Annotated in this window: 19 protein-coding genes; 10 read left to right on the forward strand and 9 right to left on the reverse strand. The window is 64.1% G+C overall.

From position 1 onward, the window contains the following. Positions 1 to 30: 30 nt before the first annotated feature. The 4 genes from BCM27_RS04865 to BCM27_RS04880 all read right to left on the reverse strand — a co-directional run bounded on the left by BCM27_RS04865 (position 31) and on the right by BCM27_RS04880 (position 4,717). A complete protein-coding gene (locus BCM27_RS04865; protein WP_004023195.1) occupies positions 31 to 1,233 on the reverse strand; it encodes an NADH:flavin oxidoreductase in 1,203 nt (400 codons plus the stop codon). A gap of 47 nt (positions 1,234 to 1,280) precedes the next feature. After that, on the reverse strand, positions 1,281 to 2,135 hold the full coding sequence (locus BCM27_RS04870; RefSeq protein ID WP_004023194.1) for a TIGR03619 family F420-dependent LLM class oxidoreductase: 855 nt from the start codon (positions 2,133 to 2,135) through the stop codon (positions 1,281 to 1,283). 18 nt (positions 2,136 to 2,153) lie between these two features. After that, entirely contained in the window at positions 2,154 to 4,172 is a 2,019-nt protein-coding gene (locus BCM27_RS04875) for a flavin-containing monooxygenase (protein WP_004023193.1), read from the reverse strand. 131 nt (positions 4,173 to 4,303) lie between these two features. Then, positions 4,304 to 4,717 carry a nuclear transport factor 2 family protein gene (locus BCM27_RS04880; protein WP_004023192.1) on the reverse strand — a complete coding sequence of 138 codons (414 nt, stop codon included), beginning with the start codon at positions 4,715 to 4,717 and terminating at the stop codon, positions 4,304 to 4,306. A 151-nt stretch (positions 4,718 to 4,868) separates the two neighbouring features. Between BCM27_RS04880 and BCM27_RS04885 the strand changes: the two genes are divergently transcribed. The 8 genes from BCM27_RS04885 (at position 4,869) to BCM27_RS04920 (ending at position 13,238) form a co-directional block, all read left to right on the forward strand. After that, positions 4,869 to 5,981 carry a 2Fe-2S iron-sulfur cluster-binding protein gene (locus BCM27_RS04885; protein WP_428829791.1) on the forward strand — a complete coding sequence of 371 codons (1,113 nt, stop codon included), beginning with the start codon at positions 4,869 to 4,871 and terminating at the stop codon, positions 5,979 to 5,981. 171 nt (positions 5,982 to 6,152) lie between these two features. After that, a complete protein-coding gene (locus tag BCM27_RS04890; RefSeq protein ID WP_004023190.1) occupies positions 6,153 to 6,707 on the forward strand; it encodes a flavin reductase family protein in 555 nt (184 codons plus the stop codon). A gap of 2 nt (positions 6,708 to 6,709) precedes the next feature. Beyond that, on the forward strand, positions 6,710 to 6,970 hold the full coding sequence (locus tag BCM27_RS04895; RefSeq protein WP_239450692.1) for a hypothetical protein: 261 nt from the start codon (positions 6,710 to 6,712) through the stop codon (positions 6,968 to 6,970). Between the two features lie 80 nt (positions 6,971 to 7,050). Beyond that, on the forward strand, positions 7,051 to 7,917 hold the full coding sequence (locus BCM27_RS04900) for an alpha/beta fold hydrolase (protein WP_033204385.1): 867 nt from the start codon (positions 7,051 to 7,053) through the stop codon (positions 7,915 to 7,917). 96 nt (positions 7,918 to 8,013) lie between these two features. Next, positions 8,014 to 9,564, forward strand: a complete 1,551-nt coding sequence (locus tag BCM27_RS04905; protein WP_004023187.1) for an FAD-binding protein — start codon at positions 8,014 to 8,016, stop codon at positions 9,562 to 9,564. 17 nt (positions 9,565 to 9,581) lie between these two features. After that, positions 9,582 to 11,009: an aldehyde dehydrogenase family protein gene (locus BCM27_RS04910; RefSeq protein ID WP_033204476.1), complete on the forward strand. Its 1,428-nt coding sequence runs from the start codon at positions 9,582 to 9,584 to the stop codon at positions 11,007 to 11,009. A 75-nt stretch (positions 11,010 to 11,084) separates the two neighbouring features. After that, positions 11,085 to 12,302, forward strand: coding sequence for an acetyl-CoA C-acetyltransferase (locus BCM27_RS04915; RefSeq protein WP_033204388.1), 1,218 nt, complete (start codon positions 11,085 to 11,087; stop codon positions 12,300 to 12,302). A 150-nt stretch (positions 12,303 to 12,452) separates the two neighbouring features. Then, positions 12,453 to 13,238 (forward strand): SDR family NAD(P)-dependent oxidoreductase, encoded by a 786-nt coding sequence (locus BCM27_RS04920; protein WP_004023184.1) that lies wholly within the window; start codon positions 12,453 to 12,455, stop codon positions 13,236 to 13,238. 76 nt (positions 13,239 to 13,314) lie between these two features. On the opposite strand, the gene BCM27_RS04925 is transcribed toward BCM27_RS04920, so the two are convergent. From BCM27_RS04925 to BCM27_RS04945, 5 genes are all read right to left on the reverse strand, one after another. Further along, a complete protein-coding gene (locus BCM27_RS04925; protein ID WP_004023183.1) occupies positions 13,315 to 14,553 on the reverse strand; it encodes a bifunctional 3,4-dihydroxy-2-butanone-4-phosphate synthase/GTP cyclohydrolase II in 1,239 nt (412 codons plus the stop codon). Further along, entirely contained in the window at positions 14,550 to 15,044 is a 495-nt protein-coding gene (locus BCM27_RS04930) for a flavin reductase family protein (RefSeq protein ID WP_004023182.1), read from the reverse strand. Before BCM27_RS04930 ends, BCM27_RS04925 begins: the two co-directional genes overlap by 4 nt. A gap of 1 nt (position 15,045) precedes the next feature. Continuing rightward, on the reverse strand, positions 15,046 to 15,546 hold the full coding sequence (locus BCM27_RS04935) for an NAD(P)H-dependent oxidoreductase (RefSeq protein ID WP_004023181.1): 501 nt from the start codon (positions 15,544 to 15,546) through the stop codon (positions 15,046 to 15,048). A 604-nt stretch (positions 15,547 to 16,150) separates the two neighbouring features. Further along, positions 16,151 to 16,732 carry a TetR/AcrR family transcriptional regulator gene (locus BCM27_RS04940; RefSeq protein WP_004023180.1) on the reverse strand — a complete coding sequence of 194 codons (582 nt, stop codon included), beginning with the start codon at positions 16,730 to 16,732 and terminating at the stop codon, positions 16,151 to 16,153. A gap of 223 nt (positions 16,733 to 16,955) precedes the next feature. Then, positions 16,956 to 18,269, reverse strand: coding sequence for an NtaA/DmoA family FMN-dependent monooxygenase (locus BCM27_RS04945; protein WP_004023179.1), 1,314 nt, complete (start codon positions 18,267 to 18,269; stop codon positions 16,956 to 16,958). A gap of 432 nt (positions 18,270 to 18,701) precedes the next feature. On the opposite strand from BCM27_RS04945, the gene BCM27_RS04950 reads away from it, so the two are divergent. Then, positions 18,702 to 19,460: an SDR family NAD(P)-dependent oxidoreductase gene (locus BCM27_RS04950; RefSeq protein WP_033204392.1), complete on the forward strand. Its 759-nt coding sequence runs from the start codon at positions 18,702 to 18,704 to the stop codon at positions 19,458 to 19,460. Between the two features lie 103 nt (positions 19,461 to 19,563). Continuing rightward, positions 19,564 to 21,573 carry a primary-amine oxidase gene (locus BCM27_RS04955; RefSeq protein ID WP_004023177.1) on the forward strand — a complete coding sequence of 670 codons (2,010 nt, stop codon included), beginning with the start codon at positions 19,564 to 19,566 and terminating at the stop codon, positions 21,571 to 21,573. The last annotated feature ends 341 nt before the right edge of the window (positions 21,574 to 21,914 follow it).

The raw sequence follows: 21,914 nt of genomic DNA on the forward strand, positions 1-21,914 counted from the left end.
CAATCGGTCGAACCGGGGACGGGGCCGCATCTATCCGGTTGCGGACGGAACGTCCGCCGGGTGAGGACTCCGCAGGACACACCGGGTGCTCGTGAAGATCGACACCATGCACTTGTTGTTGTGGTTGCACAAGGATGTCGTCTCGGGGTCGGCCGCGATCCGGTTGATCAGGTCCGGTTCCCGCAGAAGTGCACGACCCATCGCCACGAAGTCGAATCCGGACTTCATCGCATCGTCCATGGTCGCGCGATTGGTGACCCCGCCCAGCAGGATCATCGGCATCGAGACCGCTGATCGGATCTGCTTCGCATCCTGCATCAGATAGCCGTCGACGTAGGGGTATTCATGAAGAACATGCTTGCCGACGAGCTTGATGCCGGCCCGAATCGGTTGCGGCATGGCCGCCGCGAAATCGTGGATCGGCGCATCGCCCTTGAAGAGGTACATCGGGTTGAGCAGCGAGCTCCCGGCGGTCATCTCGAGCGCATCCGCTGAGCCGGCGGACTCGATCCACTGGGCCACCTGCATCGCCTCGTCGATCCAGAAGCCGCCGGGCACACCATCATCCATGTTCAGCTTCACCACGATTCCGAGCCGATCCTGCGCTGCCTCCCGGACTGCGTCGAGGATGCGTAGGCCGAGTCGGGCTCGGTTGGCCAGGGAGCCCCCGTACTCGTCGGTCCGACGGTTGAGGTTGGGGCTCAGGAACGAGCTGGCCAGGTAATTGTGACCGAGATGGACCTCGACCGCGTCGAAACCGGTCTCGATTGCCATCGTCGCGGCTTCCCCATGTGCCCGGATCACCCGCTCGAGGTCCTCGGTGGATGCGGCACCCACGGTTCGCAGGAACTGCATGTTGAAATAGCGGCTGGGTGCGAGGGGTTTGGTCTGGGTTTCTTTTCCGTTGTTCACCGGTCCGGAGTGGCCGATCTGAGCGGAAATGGCTGCGCCCACGGCGTGGACGGCGTCGGTCAGCCGTTGCAAACCCGGACGTGCCTCGGGGCGCCACAGGATCTGATGCTGGTCGATCCGGCCGTCCGGGCTGACGGCGCAGTATGCGACGGTGGTCATCCCGACACCGCCTCGCGCATGCTCAACGTGGAAATCGATGAGTGGGTCGGTCACCAGACCGTTTCGGGCCATGTTCTCGTATGTCGCGGCCTTGAGCGTTCGATTGCGCAGCTGAACCGGTCCGAGTCGCGCCGGGGACAGTACGTCGGGGTGTGCACTCATGGAGTTGTCCTTACCTAGAAGATCGAGCGCGGGCTGTGCGCTCGATGTCAAGAGGCCAGGTCGTAAAGGCCTGCCAGTTTCTCGAGTTGGTCACAGTAGTGCGAAGCCGACGAGGCCGTGAACCCAGCGCTGATCGTGGTGGCTCCGGCCTGCACGAGACGATCGATGGCACGGCGCGTGCCGTCTTCGTCGTCGGCCGGGTCGAGCCGCCCGGCCGACAGCACGACGTCGAAACCAGGCGGTAGCTCGTGCTGGTCGAGCAGGGTCTCCAGTTCCTCCGGCGACAAGCCGAAAGGCACCCAGCCATCGCCCAATTCGATTGCTCGCCGAAGAGATCGAGCGGTCCGACCACCGATCCAGAACGGTACGTGGGACTGCACCGCGTGGGGTTCCACGACAAGGTCGGAGAACTCATAGAACTCTCCTCGGTACCGCGGCACGTTCGTCGACATCGCTGCGCGCAACGCAGCCAGGGCGTCATCGGCGCGCGCGCCGCGATCGGCGAATGGGACGGAGAGTAGCTCGAACTCGTCTCGCAGAGACCCGACACCAAGGCCCAGAATGAGGCGGCCGGCGCTGATGGAGTCGAGAGTGCCGTAGCGCTTGGCGATCTCGAGCGGATGGTGGTAACCGAGGACCAGGACCAGGGTCGCGAGTTTGATCCGTTCGGTGCGACCGGCCAGGAAGCCGAGCGTCGCCAACGGATCCCAGTATGTCCCGCCGCGGTGCCGTGCGATAGTGACCGGAACCGCGACGTGTTCGCTACAGGTGAGGTGGTTGAAGCCGAGCGAGTCCGCCGTCGTGGCGATGCGGGCGAGATCGGCGACGTCGGCGGACTCTTCCCAATCCCCGTGCGCTCCGGGGAAGCGGGTGACGATGGGCGAGGTGATGCCGATCCGCACGGTGCGCAGTTCTTCCTGTTACCGGGGACCGACGGAGCCGGAGCGGCTTTCACGTTCGGTGAAGATCAACTTGTCTGGATCCGGTTGCCGGAGCATCGTCCAGTAGTCGACCAGACGCCACGGGCACGGAACGATCGGCCGTCCTTCGTCGTTGCGGTAGTAGCCCGTCGTGCCCTTACCTGGGTGGGCCCAGACCGTCTTGTCCAGAGCCTCGTCCACGCGTCTGTTGTACTCGACGAGCGCTTCTCGCCTGACATCGACCGAGGACTTGTCGTTCTCCACCAGGTACTGCAGGCATTCGATGATGTAGTGGACGTGTTCCTCGCTCGTGATGCTGTGTCCGGCACCGTGATTGGGGGCCGCATTGGGTCCCGCGGTCACGAACAGGTTTGGAAAGCCGTCCACCTGGATCCCGAGGTACGCGCGCGGGTCGTTGCCGCCGTCCCAGCGATCTGACAGCTTCTCACCGTTGCGCCCGGTGATGTCGATGAACGACGCGTACTCGACCTTGAAACCGGTTGCGAGCACGATGACGTCGGTCTCGATGCGTTCGCCGTTGCTGAGGATGATCCCGTGGGTGTCGACCCGAGCCGGAGAGGCACGGTGCAGAGAAACGTTGTCGCGTTTGAGTGCTGCGAAGAAACCCGGGTCCTTGACTATGCGCTTGGCGTACGGGCGGACGGTGGGAGTCAGCTTCTCCTTGAGATCGGGGCGGTCTGGGAACATGTCATCGAGATAGCGCAGAGACGTCTGGAGCACCCGGTCGTTCAGAGCCGACACCGAGAGGTGGGTAGCGGCCCATTCGGGGTCGATCCGCGGCATCATGTAGAGGTTGTCGGAGGCGAGCCAATAGGCTCTGAGCCGGAACCAGTTCTGGAAGTACGGAAGGTGTTTCATCGCCCACCGCTCTCCGTCGGGGACGTCGTTGACGACTGTCTTCTCGGGAACGATCCAGTGAGGGGTGCGCACCACCGCGTCGAGTGCGGCCACGTCGTCCACGATGTTGGCGACGACTTGAACGGCCGTGCATCCGGTGCCGATGACCGTGACCCGCTTACCCGTCAGATCCAACTCAGGATCCCATTCGGCGGTGTGGATCACGGTGCCCTCGAAGTCATCCAGGCCAGGGATGTCGGGGATGTTCACGGAGTTGAGCACGCCGAGCGCGGTGATCACGGCCGCGGCGTTCGTTCGCCGCACGGCACCGTCCGGCCCGCGCGACACGACTTCCCACCGCTGCCGCGATTCGTCCCACGTCGCCGACAGCACCGAGGTCGACAGGTGGATGTTCCGGTAGAGGTCGTGCTTCTCGGCGACCGAATGCATGTAGTCCAGGTATTCAGGACCGGTCGGATAGTAGCGAGACCAATTGGGATTCAACTCGAACGAGTACGAATAGTAGTGACTCGGCGTGTCGACCGCGGCGCCGGGATACACGTTGCGAGACCAGGTACCGCCGATGTCGTCGCGAGCCTCGAACACGGTGTAGGAGAAGCCGGCGTCGCCCAGTTTGATGGCTGCGTTGAGGCCGATCATTCCCGCGCCGATCACGATGACATCGAGGTCGGCGGGCGGGGCCTTGGTGACCGGGACTCGGCGGCGGCTGTGCTCGAAACCGGCCTGCTCGAGCAGCAATGGCACGAACTCGTCGGCGACGGAGTCGGTCGTGCACACAGACGCCATACGACGGAAGAGGTCGGGGTCCGGGACGCCAAGTTGTGGAGCGAGGTCGGTGGTGAGTACCGCCGCTGCCCGGTCGCGGATCGCCTCTGCGACCTCAGCCGGGAACTCACCCGGGAGTGTCGTCGAGGTACCGCTCGTCACCCCGTAGTGAGTCGCACCGGCGCCGTCGCTTGCCGTCCCTCGCGCGGCTGCCAGTCTGGCCTCGAACTCGTCGAGCAACGACAGATCGCCGGTGACATGGATCATCGCCATGAGAAGGGAACCCGGTTCGGCGACGCTGATCGCGGAGTGCAGTGCCTCGACGGTCACCTCGTCGTCAACGGCGCCTGCCGGGGCGGGGGACAGCGTGCTCATCGGGCTCCCTTCGATGTGAGTGGTTCGGGTGAGCACCGATCACATGTCTGATGCTCGATCTCTCATCCCATCCGACTACGGGCGACGGCGGAAGGCGGGTGCCCGCTCAGTGGACGCCTGCGGCTCAGAGGTCATCCGATGCGCATGTCTTCGGGAGACCAGTAGGCCTCGACCGAGACGATCAGGCCGTCCGCGGTGAACGTCATCACGTCGATCGGTTCGATCACGACGACACCGTCGGGGGTGTGTGTGCGTACGACGAAATGGAATGCCGCGGAACTGCCGCTGTGCCGGAAGGTCAGCAGCTCGGTCTCGCGCTTGGCCTGAGTCAGTGGCGCGAAGAACGCGGCGATGGCGTCTTTGCCGCGCTGCGGCGCCGACCCCACCGGATCCTCGACCGTCGCGTTCTCGACGTACAGGTCGGAGATCTGTTCCGGCGTGGTCGCATTCGCGATGGCGTCGAGGTACCGATTGACTGCGGCCAGAGCTGTCTCGCGGGTGACTGTCCTGTCGTCCGTCGGGGATGTATGTGTCGTCTCGGTCATGCCGCGCACCGTATACGCCGAACCGGAGATCCTCGAGCCGTTCTCCTGCTGGGTGGACACTGCGCCGCGCGGCGAAGGGGCGACCTGTCGTTCCTCCCGATGAATGGAAGCGACCCATGGTTCGCTCGAACCGAACAAATATCTTGTGGCGATGGCCACAACGACCTATCGGCCTCCGGAGATCGAGGGCGGGATGTATTCACAAGGACCGGACGTGCAGTCCGGCGCGTGCAGGGTGCGCGTCGTCGGCGTCGTGGAGGAAACTCATGATGCGCGGTCCATCTTGGTCGAACCGCATCCCGATCACTCGTCGGCGTTCGACTACAGCCCTGGGCAGTTCCTGACGATCCGCGTTCCGGACGTCGGGTCGGGCACGGCGAGGTGCTACTCGCTGTCGAGTTCGCCGCACGTCGACCCGACAATGAAGATCACCGTGAAGAGAGTCGACGGTGGCCATGGCTCGAACTGGTTGTGCGACAACGTGGACGAGGGTGATGAACTCGAGGTTCTTCCGCCGTCGGGCAGCTTCAAAGCGCGCACGCTCGACGAATCGGTGGTCCTGGTGGCCGGCGGTAGCGGGATCACCCCGGTCATGGCCATCGCCAAGTCCATTCTCTTCGCCGGCTCCGGCCATGTTCTGCTGATCTACGCGAATCGGGACGAGAAGTCGGTCATCTTCGGGCAGGAGTTGCGCGAGCTGACCGGCCGGTTCGCCGATCGCCTCACCGTGATCCACGCGCTGCAGTCGGTCCAAGGCTTTCTGACCGTCGAGGCGTTGTCCGCATTGATACGGCCGCTCGCCGACCGGGCCGTCTACACGTGCGGACCTGCACCCCTGATGAAAGTGGTGAAAGAGGCCTGCGCCACGGCCGGTGTGGAATCGTCGCGCGTCATGTCCGAGCGGTTCGTGTCGCTGACCTCGGACCCATTCGGTGGGGTTCGGGAGTCCGTGCCGGATCACGCCGAAGATGACGGGTCCGAGACCGCCGCGGACGTCGGCGCGATCGAGGTGACACTCGATGGGGAAACGCTGTCCGTACCTTGGTCGGGATCCAAGCGACTGCTGGACGCACTCCTCGATGCCGGCGTCGATGCCCCGTTCTCCTGCCGGGAAGGGGCCTGTAGTGCCTGCGTGTGCACACTGACTTCCGGCGAGGTGCGGATGACTCGCAACGAGGTGCTCGAAGACGAGGACGTCGCCGACGGATACATCCTCACCTGTCAGGCGGAGATGGTCTCCCCGGAGATCTCCATCGAGTACTGAACGAGGAACCGGCCCGACTCGGAGGCTCCCGGCCAGCGGGAGAGAAGCCGATCGGTGTCGCCTTGCTAGTTACCATCGCACCAGCGGTAGGCAACAGGGAATCCTTCGCGATCCCCGGACCGACCCCGGCTATCGATCCCTGCCCGGTGCACTACCTCAGAAGGTGAAACGATGATCGATTCCGACGAGCACGAGACCGATACCGAAATCGACCCGCGTGAATTACGACATGTGATGGGGCACTTCGCCACTGGCGTCGTGGCGATCACCGCAACAGACGGCGAGACCGGCAGCCCGGTCGGGCTTGCCGCCAATTCGTTCACCTCGGTGTCACTCGCCCCTCCGCTTGTCGCCTTCTGTGTGGCGAAGACCAGCTCGTCATGGCCCCGGGTCAAGGCGTCGCGACGCTTCGTCGTCAACATTCTGTCGGACGCGCAAGAAGGTGTGTGCCGCAGTCTCGCGATGAAGGGTGGCGACAAGTTCGCAGGCCTCTCATGGCTACCCAGTCCAGCCGGCGCTCCGGTCCTCGAGGGGGGTCTGGCGTGGATGGAAGTCGAGCTCGATGCAGAGCACGACGCCGGTGACCACGTCATCGTGGTCTCGCGCGTGCATCACATCCACGCGGGCGAGCTCGAACCACTCATCTTCTATCGAGGCAAGTACGGGAGAATTGAACCTTTTCCGGTCGAGGTCGACAGTTCGATCGTTTCGGAGGTCAAACGATGACCATGCAGCCGCACAACTGTCGGGCCTGTGGCCTGGCAGTCACCGTCGAGAAGTTCAGCACGGCCCACACGTCGATCCAGTGGTTGTCGGACTCGGCAGGTTGCCCGTTCAACGCCGCGCGCGGGCAGACTCTTGCGGGCGACAGCTGCCCGGAGCTGCAGGACAGCATCGACGACGCCGTCCGGGAACACGTGCTGACCGAGACACGGATCGAGTTGCCGACCGGTTCGGCCATCCCGCGGATGTCACACACGTCAATGTGAGAGCCGCGCAAGGCATTCAGTAGGTCCGCTCAATGGGAGCTGCGGTGGGGACGTACTGTCAGCGATGCGAAGCTCACCACATGAGCAGAGTTGACCAGGTCACACCGGAAACGCCCAAAGAGCTTCGCACGCCGTCGGGAGTGATTCGCTACTACGAACGCGGCGAGGGGCCGCCACTCGTGCTGTTGCACGGTTCTGGTCCGGGCGTGACAGGGTGGCGGAACTTCGCGGGGAATCTGGACGTGTTCGCCGCTCACCACCGGACGTTCATCGTGGAGTTCCCCGGATTCGGGGTGAGCGACGACTTCGGCGGGCATCCGATGTTCACGGCACAGCAAGCCGTGGTCGACTTCCTCGACGGTCTGCAGCTCGACAAGGTCGCCGTCGTGGGTAACTCCATGGGAGGGGTGATCGGGGCATCGCTGGCCATCGAGCATCCCGAGCGGGTGAGCAAGCTCGTCACGATCGGCGGCATCGGTACGAATCTGTTCAGCCCCGGCCCCGGCGAGGGGATAAAGCTCCTCATGGAGTTCACCGACGAACCCACCCGGGAGAGATTGATCCGCTGGCTTCATTCGATGGTCTATGACCCGGACCTCGTCACCGAACAACTCGTCGAGCAGAGGTGGGCGCAAGCGACCGACCCGGCAACTCTGGAGAGCGCTCGGAAGATGTATGGCTCAGCAGCTTTCGGTCAGATGCTCAAGGCTGCGGCGGCATCGACCGAGCCCGCCCTGTGGGCGAAGTTCAATCAGATCCGGATCCCGGTCCTGGTGACCTGGGGGCGCGATGATCGGGTGAGTCCCCTGGATATGGCATTGGTCCCCATGCGGACGCTGCCCCGCGGTGAACTGCACGTCTTCCCCAACTGTGGCCACTGGGTGATGATCGAGCAGAAAGAGGCCTTCGAGTCCGCAGTCCTTGCCTTCCTCGCCCGGAAAGACTAGAACACAACAATTTTCAATTCCTGGGCGGCCGCAGCACTCGGCCGCCGTGGTGAGTGCCCGTGGTGGGTGCACAAGTGAGATGAATGAGGATCAGCGGTGGACTGGAACGAAGAAGTTGATGTGGTCGTCGCCGGCTCGGGTGGCGTCTTGGCGGGCGCCTATACCGCAGCGCGCGAAGGACTCGAGGTCGCAGTGTTCGAGGCGAGCGACAAGTTCGGCGGCACGACGGCCTATTCGGGCGGTGGGATGTGGTTCCCGTGCAATCCGGTCCTGAAGCGTGCAGGTGTCGAGGACTCGGTGGAAGACGCGCTCGCCTACTACCGGGCGGTCGTCGGTGACCGGACCCCTGCGGACCTGCAGGAGGCATTTGTCAGGGGTGGCGCTCCGCTCGTCGAGTACCTCGAGAAGGACGAACTCATCCAGTTCGAACTGCTCCCGTGGCCTGACTATTACGGCAAGGCGCCCAAGGCGAAGCTGGACGGCATGCGTCACATGACAGCGGCACCCTTGACTGCTGCCGAGGCGTCAGCAGTCCGTCCGTCGTTGCGACCGCCTCTGGACACCGATCGTCTCGGCGCACCTCTACCCGACACGCTGATCGGCGGGCAGGCGCTCATCGCCCGCCTGCTCATGGCGATCTCGGCCCACCCGAACGCGAGTCTGCACCCGAACTCGACTCTGACCCGCCTCATAGTGGAGGACGGGACGGTCACGGGTGCGGTCATCGAACGCGAGGGACAGTCCATCTCGGTTCGTGCCCGCCGCGGAGTGGTTCTCGGAACCGGCGGCTTCGAGGCGGACGACAATGCGAGAGCGGAGTTCGGAGTGCCCGGATCGGCCCGGGACACCATGGGCGTGCCGACGAACACCGGGCTCGGTCACCGCGCCGCGATGGCGGCTGGAGCAGACGTCGATCTCATGGACCAGGCGTGGTGGTCACCGGGGATCACGCATCCCGACGGCCGGTCGACATTCTCACTGTTGCTCACCGGCGGGATCTTCGTCGATCGGAATGGTGAGCGCTTCGTCAACGAGTCCGGACCGTACGACCGCATCGGTCGAAAGGTGTTGGAAGCCAGGAAGGTCGGGAACCTCGGTCTGCCGTTCTGGCTGATCTATGACAATCGCGCGGGCGACATCCCCCCGATGATGTCGACGAGTGTGACCATGACCGACTCGAGTGCATTCCAGACTGCGGGTCTTCGACACACCGCGGACACCCTGGAAGAATTGGCTGTCGCGATCGGAGTTCCTGCCGACAAGTTGGTCGCTTCGGTGTCTCGATACAACGAGTTCGTCACGGGCGGATCGGATCCCGATCATGGACGTGGCGACGAGGCGTTCGACCGGGCGGTGTTCGGCGGCGAGTCGCCGTTGGTCCCCATCTCGGACGGGCCATTCCACGCTGCCGCGCTGGGTCTGTCCGACCTGGGAACCAAGGGCGGGATACGTACGGACGTCGCCGGCCGGGCCCTGGATCGGAAGGGTGAGCCGATTGCCGGGCTCTACGCGAGTGGCAACACGATGGCCGCACCGAGTGGCGAGACCTATCCCGCGGGTGGCAATCCGATCGCCACCTCGATGCTGTTCAGCCACCTGGCAGTGCTGGACATGGCCCGCGGCACCCGACGTTCGGACGAGTCGTGAAGAGGAGCGACGTGGTCATCACCAACACACACAAGTTCCACATTGCCGGTGAATGGGTTGATCCGCTGTCGTCGGTGACCCTCGACGTCGTCAACCCGGCGACCGAGTCGCCCATCGCCACGATCGCCATGGGCGGTCACGACGACGTCGATCGCGCGGTGTCGGCAGCCCGTACGGCTTTCGACGGGTTCGCGTCGACGACTGTCGCGGCCCGCATCGAACTACTCGAACGCGTCATCGAGGCCTACCGCTCCCGCGCGGATGAACTGGCCTCGGTGACGAGCTCTGAGATGGGCGCGCCACTGTCGGTTGCTCGCGCCGGTCACGTTCCGTCCGGGCTGGGTCATCTCATGGCCACGCTCGATGCTCTGCGCGAGTTCGAGTTCGAAGAGACCATCGGGTCCACGACGGTCGTGCACGAACCGATCGGTGTGTGCGGCTTCATCACCCCATGGAACTGGCCGTTGAACCAGATCGCCGCCAAGGTCGCGCCGGCACTGGCCGCCGGATGCACGATGGTCCTCAAACCATCGGAGATCGCTCCGCTCAACGCCATCATCTTCGCCGAGATCCTCGACGAGGCGGGCGTGCCCGCCGGGGTCTTCAATCTCGTCCATGGCGACGGCCCGACCGTCGGTGCCGCTCTGTCCGCTCATCCAGAGGTGGACATGGTGTCTTTCACCGGGTCCACGCGGGCGGGGATCGAGGTGGCGAAAAACGCCGCACCGACCGTCAAGCGCGTGACTCAGGAGCTCGGTGGTAAGTCAGCCAACATCATCGTCGACGACGATGCGTTCGCCGAAGCCATCGAACGTGACGTGATCCGAATGGTCATCAACTCCGGGCAGTCGTGCAATGCGGGGTCGCGGATCCTTATTCCGGCGTCACGGATGGACGAAGCTGCCGACATCGCCCGAAAGACCGCCGCGCAGATGGTCGTCGGTCCGCCCGACGATCCGACAACCACCGTCGGCCCGGTTGTGTCGGCAGACCAGTTCCGCAAGATCCAAGATCTGATACGCACGGGAATCGACGAGGGCGCCACGGTGGTGGTGGGCGGTGCCGGACGTCCGGACGGCCTCGACTCCGGCTACTTCGTACAACCGACCATCTTCGCCGGCGTCAGCAATGACATGACGATCGCCCGCGAGGAGATCTTCGGCCCGGTGATGACATTCATCGCGTACACCGATGAGGACGACGCCGTCGCCATCGCCAACGACACGGTGTACGGCTTGTCCGGCTACGTGTCCTCGGCAGACCCGGACACCGCGCGCCGGATCGCCCGTCGGCTGCGCACCGGCACCGTTCATCTCAACGGTGCGACCCTGGCGAGGGACGCACCGTTCGGCGGCTACAAACAATCCGGCAACGGCCGCGAGTTCGGCAGGTTCGGCCTCGCGGAGTTCCTGGAAGTCAAGGCCATCTTCGGCGCCAACTGCTGAGCCGAGACACCAGTACTCGGGTGGCGGCCCCACGATCTGCAGACCGTGGGGTACAGGAAAGTGAGTGTGAGAGTCATGCCTGAGGCCATCATCGCGGCCGCCGCGCGGTCACCGATCGGACGTGCGGCGAAGGGATCCTTGGTCGACATGCGTGCCGACGATCTGGTGGCGCAGATCATCTCGGGCGCTCTCGAGCAGATTCCGCAGCTCGATCCGACGACCATCGACGACCTGGTCCTCGGCTGCGCGCAACCGGCAGGCGAACAAGGCTACAACCTCGGTCGAATGGCAGCGCTGAGGCTCGATCTCGACACAGTCCCAGGGACCACGGTGCATCGCTACTGCGCATCGTCGTTGCAAGCCATCCGTATTGCCTCGCATGCCATCAGAGCCGGTGAAGGCCACGCGTTCGTGGCAGCGGGTGTGGAGACGGTCTCGCGGTATCCGCTCGGCAAAGCAGACGGCATGCCGGAGACCCGCAATCAGCGCTACGCGAGATCCGAGGAGCGAACCGACGCCGGCGTCGACGAGATCGACATGTGGGCTGATCCCCGTGACACCGGTCGCGTGCCCGACGCTTACATGTCGATGGGGGAGACCGCGGAGAACGTGGCGCGGTTGTACGGCGTATCGCGTGAGGACCAAGATCGGTTTGCGGTTCGCAGTCAGAACCTGGCAGAAGCGGCGATCGCCCGCGGTTTCTACGAGCGGGACATCACACCTGTCACCCGACCGGATGGCACTGTCGTTCGCGCCGATGACAGTCCCCGATCAGGCGTCACCGTTGACGGGATATCGGAGATGACACCCGTCTTCCGTCCCGACGGAACGGTGACGGCCGCCAACTGTTGTCCGCTGAACGATGGTGCGGCAGCTCTGGTCGTCATGAGTGACGTCCGCGCACGAGAACTGGGCGTCGAACCGCTCGCACGCGTGGTATCGACCGGGGTCTCGGCACTCAGTCCGGAGATCATGGGTCTGGGGCCCATCGAAGCAAGTCGTGCGGCCGTCGCGCGTGCCGGCCTGACGTTGGCCGACATCGATCTCGTCGAGATCAACGAAGCTTTCGCCGCGCAGGTACTTCCCTGTGTAGACGAATTGGGCATCGACTTCGATCGGGTCAACGTCAACGGTGGTGCCATCGCTCTCGGGCATCCGTTCGGTTCCACCGGGGCCAGGATGGCGACGACTCTGCTCCACGGCCTGCAGGAGCGCCAGGCACGTTACGGGCTGGAGACCATGTGCGCCGCCGGAGGGCAGGGTATGGCGATGGTGATCGAACGACTTTCATGAGTCAGGTAGGCGCGGAGTTCACCAGTCCGCCGAGTGGGAAACGGCCGTCGGCCGCGGCGAAGAGGCGTGATGATGAGGTGCGGACGGGCCGCGGAGGGTGGCCGTGTGAACCTCGTTCGCCGGAACGAGTCTCTGAGTGAGGAGCGAAGAATGAAGCGATTCGAGGGCCGTCGAGTCCTGGTGACCGGCGGTGGATCCGGGATCGGCCGGGCGACAGTGATCAGGTTGCTCGCCGAGGGCGCCACCGTGGTGGCTGCGGACGTGGTCGCTGAAGGGTTGTCCGACCTCGAGAAAGCGGGCGGGGCGGACCGATTGCATACCCACGTCATCGACATCGGCGACGAGGATTCGGTGCGTTCGGGGGTTGCCGCGTCCGTCGACCGTTTGGGCGGACTGGATGTACTTGTCAATGCGGCAGGCGTACTGCGAAGTGCCCACACCGAATCGGTCTCACTCGACGACTGGGACCGGATCATCCGGATCAACCTGACAGGCACGTTCCTGATGATCCGCGAGTCCCTGCCCGCCCTCATCGAGTCGGGGCACGGTGTCATCGTGAACTTCAGTTCCACCTCGGCCTCTTTTGCGCACCCGTACATGGCCGCCTACGCGGCGAGCAAGGGCGGTATCTGGTCGTTGACGCACACCATCGCACTCGAGTTCGCGAGCAAGGGAATTCGCGCGGTCACCGTGGCGCCCGGAAGCATATCGTCGGGCATCACCGCGTCTCCGGGGTTGCCGGAGGATGCCGACTTCGCACTGTTCACCAAATTGCAGCCCGCCCTCGCCGCGCCGTCCAGCGACTTCGACGGCGTGCAGATCCCGGGTATGGCCGGCCCGGACAAGGTCGCGAGCGTGGTGGCCATGCTCGCCTCCGATGACGGTGCGTTCATCACGGGCACAGAGGTCCGCGTGGACGGCGGATCACACATGTGAGTGTTCGTCACCAGGGCCCCGGCGAGTTCGCTCGCCGGGGCCCTTCGCGTGGGTGGGTGTGCTGTCGCCGACTGACTCAGCGACGCGGACCAGGTGCACCGGCCATCGGCGGCAGATGGCCCATCCGTTGACGTTTCGCCGCCAGGTACGGTGCGTTCGCTGGCGCCTCGCCGACGTGCAGGGGAACTCGGTCGGTCACCGTCACCCCGTTCGCCTCGAGCCCCGCGATCTTGGCCGGGTTGTTGGTGATGAGTCGAACGGATGCCATCCCGAGGTCTTGTAGTATTGCGGCCCCCGCTCCGTACTCGCGTCCGTCGGCGGGCTCGTCCAATTCGAGGTTCGCTTGGACCGTGTCCAGTCCGCTGTCCTGGAGTCGGTATGCCGAGAGCTTCTTCAGGAGTCCGATTCCGCGACCTTCGTGACCGCGAAGGTACACAAGTGCGCCACCGGTCCGCGCGATCATCGCCAGCGCGGCGTCGAGCTGCGGGCCGCACTCGCAGCGCTGCGAGCCGAACGACTCTCCGGTGAGGCATTCGGAATGGACGCGGATCAGAGGGTTGTCGACGACCACGTCCGACACCAGGGCGAGGTGGGCATCGCCCGTCAACAGGTCGCGGTAACCCACCGCGCGGAATGCACCGAACCGGGTCGGTAGAACGGTTTCGTCTGTTCGTTCCACGCGGGCTTCGTGATGCGTGTCGACGTCGGGCATCGAGTGTGTCAGACGGTAACTTGCCAGCTCCTCGATGGTCAACACCGGAAGTTCATGTCGGGCAGCGAGATCTGCGATACCCCGGGTGCGCATCATCGAACCGTCATCGGCTACCAGCTCTGCGATCACGCCGACTGCCGGCAGTCCGGCGAGCGCGCACAGATCTACCGCGGCCTCGGTGTGGCCTCGGCGTTCCAACACCCCGCCCGGACGAGCGCGCAGCGGCAGAACGTGCCCCGGACGGACCAGATCCTCGGCAGCGGAGGCCGGGTCGGCGAGTACATTCAGTGTCCGCGCCCGATCGGAAGCGCTGATTCCGGTCGAGATACCCTCTGCGGCATCCACTGTCACCGTGTAGGCCGTCTGTCGGGGGTCCTGATTGTCGGCCACCATCACCGGGAGTCTCAGCCGATCCGCACAGGTGGCGGTCATCGGCGCACACAGCAGACCCGATGTGTGCCGCACTGTCCACGCGATCCAGGTGGGCGAGACGCGATCCGCTGCGAGAACCACGTCACCTTCGTTCTCGCGACCCTGGTCATCCGACACCAGTACGGGAAGCCCGGCCCGCAGGGCTCGGAGGGCCTCCTCCACTGCCGTCACCGGACTGCCTGCAAGCGACTGAACCGGCTGCGGTGGAACACGATCGGCATCTCATCGCGCATCTCGAGCTCGTTCACGCGCATCAGGACGATGGCATGGTCTCCGGCGGGTACCTCCTCTGTGACAGTAGCGTCGAGCCACACGCACGCCCCGCCGATGAAGACGGCGCCTTCGCCGGTGGTGTGGGTGGTGAGACCCGCGAACCTGTCCCCGGTCTTGGCGCCCAGGGTGCGTACGGCGACGTCGTGCTCTTCGCCGAGGACACTGATCCCCAGCCGTCGCGCGGTACGCAGGGCCGGCCACGTCGTCGACGAGTTCTGTACGCAGAAGGCCACGAGGGGCGGATCAAGGGATACGCCGACGAAACTGGCCACGGCCATCGCAGTGGGTCGCTCATCGATCTCCGCGCAGATCGCAACGACCCCGGTCGGGAAATGGCCGAACGCCTCTCGAAGAACGAGGGCCTGCGGGTCGGAATGGGTGAGTTCCATTTTACGACGCCGATCCTGCAGCCGTCAGGAGGACTGCTCCCCAACGATCTACGTAGTCCAAGAGCACGGAGTCGGTGGTGTACGTGGAGTCGATCAAGTACAGTCCCGGAGCCGGCACCGTCGCGCCCAACTCGACGAGCACAGCCTTCAACAGCAGATCCGGGGCCATCGCGTGCCCGGGACCAGCTCCGAGCATCAGCGGAATCGCCACGACGTCCCGAAGACTCTCACCCCCGGCGAACTGGTCCAGAAACAACTTCAGCACACCGGAGTAGGTCGCTTTGAAGGTCGGCGATGCCACGATCACCAGATCTGACGACGACACCGATTCGACGGCCGCTTTCACCGCGTCGTCGCCCCAGCCCAGCAGGCCAGAGCCCAGGGTGATCACGTCGACGACGATGTCCGGTTCCGACCCGGAAACGGCCTTCGCGACCGCCTTGGCCGCGTCTAACGTTCGTGACTCTGGTTTCGGATTGCCAACCACGACAGTAACTTTCATTGTCTTCTTCCCTTCTACAGTGCTTCGGTTGTGTTCCTGCCGCATGCGGCGCCGGCGGATCAGGTCGGCCGGCGGGTGTTCGCATCGCCGCGACAGACGTTCGCCCAGGTCCGGATCTTGAAGTCACGCCTGGGACGAAACGGCGAAATATGGTGACTGGCACTGACATTCAGCTCAGAGATTCGATCTTCGGTCGGTAGCCGGCATGCGACCCCGTCGCGCTTGGTCAGACGGGAGTCGCCTCAGGTATTCTACGAGAGCCCGAATGTCGGATTCTTGAAGAATTTGTTGCGCGCAGGTTACGTCGGATAGCTATCGACCCGGTCCGGCGGACACCTCCTTTGGCCGGATCGCGGACCCATGTCAAGTGCAAAATGAATCGACTGCAACAGATTCGGGGCGTGCAGACGGGGTTGTTCTCTCGTGTCCTGACAGCGCGGTGTCGTTCCGAAGTCACACACTTCGTCGACGACGGGTCCCGTGAAATGCCGACTTCATTGAGTTGTCAGCCCGGCGGCGTTGCCGGCGCGGGTGGCCGTCTGGGACCCCGCGAGGACGGATCGGCCGCCATGCCCTGCGTGGGGAGCTGTATCTCGCTCGATGTCTACACCGCCTTGTCGATCCCCACGATGGCGGCGACCGTCGAACGAAAGTGGTCGCGGTCCGGAACCCGTCCGGTGCCGAGGAAAGCGACGATGTACCCGTCGAAGAGTGCGATCACGGCTCTCGCGGTGTCCGACGAGACGGCCAGTTGATCCTGGACAACCTGAATCCAGCTCTCCCAGTAGATCGCTGAGTGCACGCGCAAGTCCGGCCGGCGACTCGCCACCAGTTGGAGTTCATTTAGGACTCGATAGGAGTCGGCCCGCTCGGCCAACGCACTGAAGAGGCCGTCCACCACATCATCGATGCCTGCGGATGGTGTCGTTCCTGATCTCGGACGGTTCCCGAGGTCGACGATGAAGGCCTCGAACAGCGCTCGGAACGTGGCCGAGAGGAGCGACTCCAGTGTCGAGAAGTAGTACGTCGTGGCCGAGATGGGCAGACCCACCTCGGTCGACACGGAGCGGTGGGTGACTCCGGCGACGCCATCCCGGATCAGCACCCGCACCGTAGCCTCGATCAGTTGGCGTCGACGTTCTGGACCTCGCACGTCGATTCTCGGCACGAACTCATCCTTGGGCATGGCTGTCGGGCCTCCTCCGGACCGGTATCGAGTAGAAGTCACGAGCGTGGCGAGCGCGCCCAGGCAGTATAGCGATCCCCACAAAGGCCAGGCTCCCCTCGATCAAGGCGACTGACCGCATCCCGGTCCCACCTGGCAGACGGCCAGGGGCGTGAGACGAACGTGTCCACGCCCCCGACCGTCGAGTTCAGGCGGCGGCGGTCGCCCGAACAGAGCCCGCCGATCAGAACTCGAGCATGTTCTCCCGGAGTGTGCGTCCGGTGTACTCGGTCCGGACGGCACCCAGGCGCTGCAGGGCTGGGACGAACTCATCGGTGATCACGTCGATGTCGGCGGCCAGATCCCCACCCTCGAGGAGAATTCCGTCACCCCCCACCTCGTTCATGGCGTCGACCATCTTCTCGGCGACCTCTTCTGGCGTACCGGTGAGATCCAGGCCACCCTCGGCTCGACCGCCGTTCGAGAAGACCTGTCGAAGAGTTGCACCCTGCGCGCCGGCCTGTTTCACGAAGTCCAGGGCCGACGTGTGCCCGCCGCCAGTCATGTTCTGGTCCATCGGACCGTCCATGTCGTACTGCGAGAAGTCCACGTCCATTGTCGACGCAGCCATCGTCACAGCGTACTCGAACGCGGCCTGCTCCAACCGCTTTGACGTGGCCTCGTCGACGACGGGTTCAGATCCGGTGAAGTGCAATCCATTTGCGAGATAGATGACCTTGATGTCGTCGGGGTTGCGTCCCATCGATTCTGCTCGCGCGCGAATGTCTTTGCGGTACTCCTTCATACCTTCTATCCCGCCGGCGGTCAGGCCGATCACCATCTCGGCGTTCTTGGCGGCGAAGCCGCGGCCGCGATCCGAGGCGCCGGCCTGACTGAGGAACGGAACGGTTTGCGGCGATCGCAGGCTGTTCAGCGGGCCCCGGCAACTGAAGTGTTCGCCGACATGGTCGACAGTGTGGACTTTGGTGTGGTCGATGTAGACCCCGGTCTTCTCATCCGCGACGAGCGCGCCCTCCTCCCAGGACTCCCACAACTTGATGGCGAGTTCGACGTACTCGTCGGCAATCGAGTATCGCTCCGCGTGGGGCGGTAGCGAATCGAGGCCGAGGTTCTTGGCCGCGTTGATCTCACTCGAGGTGACGATGTTCCAACCGACTCGTCCGCCGGTGAGCGAGTCGAGGGTGGAGAACAGGCGTGCCAGGACGAAGGGCTCGTAGAAGGTCGTGGAGGCGGTCGAGATCAACCCGATGTTCGACGTCTCGTAGGCCATCAGAGGCAGCAGGGGAAGTGGGTCGTTCTTGGGTGCCAGGACTGCATGTTTCAAGTCCATCTCCATCGAACCGCCGAACTTGTCTGCGACGACGGTTGTGTCCTCGAACAGGATGAAGTCGAGCTTGGCGGCTTCCAGTTTCTTGGCGAGATCGATGTGGTACGACCCGTCGGGCCAGTTTTCCCCGACCGACTTGCGGCTGTCGAGAGCCCACGTGGGCTTCCCGAACTTGGTGAAGTACCCAAGGTGAAATTTGGTGTTCGGCATGCGAGATATCCCTACTCGAGGCTGCTGAGGTCGCTCGGGTGCGACGGCGCCAAAACTAGTAGTGAATTGTGACGCCCGTGTCTCCGCAGGCGAACTTCAGGTGACGTCTGATTCGTGAAGCGAAGACGACGAACAACGTGCGTGTGGCCACGTGAAGCGGCCCGATCAGTGCCGAAACAGGCTTGCAGACAATAGAAGTGGGGTATTCGACAATGGTCGTCGCCGGTAGCGTCGAGGTTGCGAGGGTCGCCGGTTCATGCGTTACCTGGACGTAACAAATTGCTTACTACTCGGATATGGATGCAGGCGTACTGTTCAGTGCACAACGCCGTCACCCCATCTGGCGGGTGGCGTCTGCGGGCCGACAGAGACCCGAGCGTCGCACTTCTGGGAATCCTCCAGGAAGAATCCACCGATCGGAGAGAAACAACTGTGTTCGACCTACATGGGCATACAGCGCTGGTGACGGGAGCCGGACAGAGCGTCGGCGCGGGCATCGCGACGGTGCTCGCCCGCCAAGGCGCGGCGGTGATCGTCAACGACCTGCACGCGGACAGGGCCGAGGCCACGGCGTCGGCAATCGTGGCCGAAGGGAACCGTGCCATCGCATCTGGTTGGGACGTGACCGATTACGAGTCGACGATCGCGCATGTTCGCGCGGCCGAGAGCGAACTGGGCGGACACGTCGACATTCTGGTGAACAACGCGGGCGTCGCGGAGGGTCGCTGGAATCTCCCGTTCCGTGAGCTGACGCCCGATCTGTGGCGCCTGCCCATCGATCTGAACATCTACGGTTCGCTGAACTGCACCAAGGCGGTGATCGATCAGATGTGTGACAACGGGTGGGGCCGCGTGGTGCAGATCTCGTCCGGTTCGGCGCGGGCGGGAGAGGACATCAACGTCTCCATGTACGCAGCCGGGAAGAGTGGCATCGAAGGATTCGTCCGTCACCTCGCCGCCGAAACGGGCAAGTTCGGTGTCACCGCCAACGTCCTGGCACTGGGCGAGCAGAAGAATCTCGCCGACGTGATGCCGGCGGAGACCATTCAGCAGATCTTGGCAGCGATCCCGATCGGTCGACTCGGCGAACCCGAGGAGATCGGCGCGGCGTGCGTCTACCTGGCATCCGAGGAGGCCGGCGGGCTCACCGGACAGACGATCGATCTGAACGGCGGGTCGCAGACCAGGTGACGTTCGAACCCTCTCGCGCGCCTCGCATTCCGATATTCGGCCGATTCCCCTCCCGCGAGCGCCAACCGGCGTCTCGGCCCCACAGAACAGGAGCTACACCCCGATGACCGTCAGTAATCCGATCTCCACGTCACAGCTGGCGGTTGCCGGCCTGCATCCACTCGCATCACTCACCAGCGCTGAATACGACGCGATTCGCGGCATCGTGGAACAAGTACCCGAGTTCGCCGAGAGTTCCCGGTTCGCCTACGTCGGACTCGAGGAACCCGCGAAGTCGGACTATCTCGCCTGGACCACCGGTGACGGACCCAAGCCCGACCGTCAGGCCCGAGTGTGGTTGCTCAACGTGAGTACCGGTCTTTCCTTGGATCTGGTCGTCTCGCTCTCGTCGAACAGCGTGATCACGTCGGTCGAGATCGACGGTTCGACAGGCCGACTGCCGATCCTCGATTCGGAGATGGGCAAGGTCATGGCCCTGCTCGCCGAAGACGAGGCATGGAAGAATGCCTTGGCTCCACGGGGCCTCGTGCCCGCCGATGTTGTCGTGATAGCCCTACCGGCAGGCAATTTCGGGTTCGAGGACGAAGCAGGTAAGCGGGTGGTGAGATGTCTTGCGTTCAAGCAGAACCATCCGAAGGATCATCCCTGGGCGCATCCCGTGGACGGGTTGTCTGCGTACGTCGATGTCGTGGGTTCAGCGGTCATCAAGGTTCTCGACGTGCACGAGTTCGAAGTGCCCGTGGAGAGTGGCAACTACGACGACCCCCAGGTGCAGGGGCCTCCGCTGCAAGGCCTCAAGCCGATCACGATCACGCAGCCCGAAGGTGCGAGCTTCGCTGTGGACGGTGAGCACGTCACGTGGGCGAACTGGAAGCTGCGGATCGGGTTCGACGTCCGTGAGGGCCTGCTCCTCCATCAGGTGACGTTCACCGATCAGGGCGTGGATCGCCCGATCATGTACCGCGGGTCGATCAGCGAGATGGTCGTTCCCTACGGTGATCCCAGTCCGAGTCGGTTCTGGCAGAACTACTTCGACGCCGGTGAGATCATCTACGGGCGCTTGACGAACTCACTTGCCCTCGGATGCGACTGCGTCGGCGAGATCAAGTACTTCGACGGGGTCTTCGCCGACGAGACCGGGGTGCCGCGCGTCATCCCGAATGCCATCTGCATGCACGAGGAGGATTACGGGACGCTGTGGAAGCACACGGACCCGTTCACCGGGGCCCAAGAGGTCCGGCGCTCGCGCCGACTCGTGATCTCGTTCTTCACGAATGTCGGAAACTACGACTACGGCTTCTTCTGGTATCTGTACCTCGACGGGACGATCGAATGCGAAGCGAAACTGACGGGCATCCTCTTCACGTCGGCATACCCGGGAGACGGTGAGGACGGGGAGAAGTACCCGTTTGCATCGGAGGTCGCGCCGGGTCTGGGTGCGCCCTATCACCAGCATCTCTTCAATGCGCGCCTCGACCTGAACATCGACGGATCGGCCAATGTCGTCAACGAGATCGACGCGGTGCGGTTGCCCATCTCGTCGACCAATCCGTACGGAAACGGCTTCACCAAGTCCGTGACCCCGATCGTGTCGGAGAAGGTGTCCGGCCGGGAGTCGGATGGCAGTCGCGGTAGGGTCTGGCAGATCGCTTCGACCGAGACGAGCAACAGGTTGGGCCTTCCGCGATCCTACGTCCTCCACCCGATGGACGGACCAACGCTCATGGCGGACTCGGCGTCGTCGGTCAGCGAGCGCGCGGCGTTCGCCACGAAGCATCTCTTCGTCACCCAGTACGATCGGGACGAGCGTTACGCGTCCGGTGACTTCGTCACCAATAGCCCTGGCGGACAGGGCATCCCGGCCTTCATCGATGGTGATGCCCCTTTGATCGGGGAAGATGTCGTCCTCTGGCACACCTTTGGGCTGACGCACTTTCCCCGTGCGGAGGACTGGCCGATCATGCCGGTCGACTACGCCAAGTTCAGCCTTCGTCCCTACAACTTTTTCGACAAGAATCCCACGCTGAACGTACCGGCGTCGGCGACCAAGGGGCACTGCGATGGTGACGACGGATCGAATGGCCATTCCGGGTGCGAGACGGGACGTTCTTGACGCCGATCGCTCCGTCGCGCCGAGCGAGCAGTTAGTGCGATGACGGTATGCGTCGATCGTGGCCGGGGGGCCGCTGATACCCGTGGGGCGGTCGGGCGCGTCGCGGGCGCCGGCGCCCTGCTGGTGGCGCTCGCAAACGCCGGTGCACACGTGATCATCGTGGCGCACATGCCTGTTGTGCAGTTGCTGATGTGGGGTGCGATGGCAATCACGTGCGTCGCCTGCGGCTGGCACCTCATGTTGAAGCCCTCGGTACGGGCGTGGGCTACCACGACTGTCATGTCCGCCGGGATGCTGGCCGTGCATCTGCAGGGGTCGGTGGGGCCCGGCGACCTGGGACA

The organism is Gordonia terrae, assembly GCF_001698225.1.
Taxonomy (GTDB): domain Bacteria; phylum Actinomycetota; class Actinomycetes; order Mycobacteriales; family Mycobacteriaceae; genus Gordonia; species Gordonia terrae.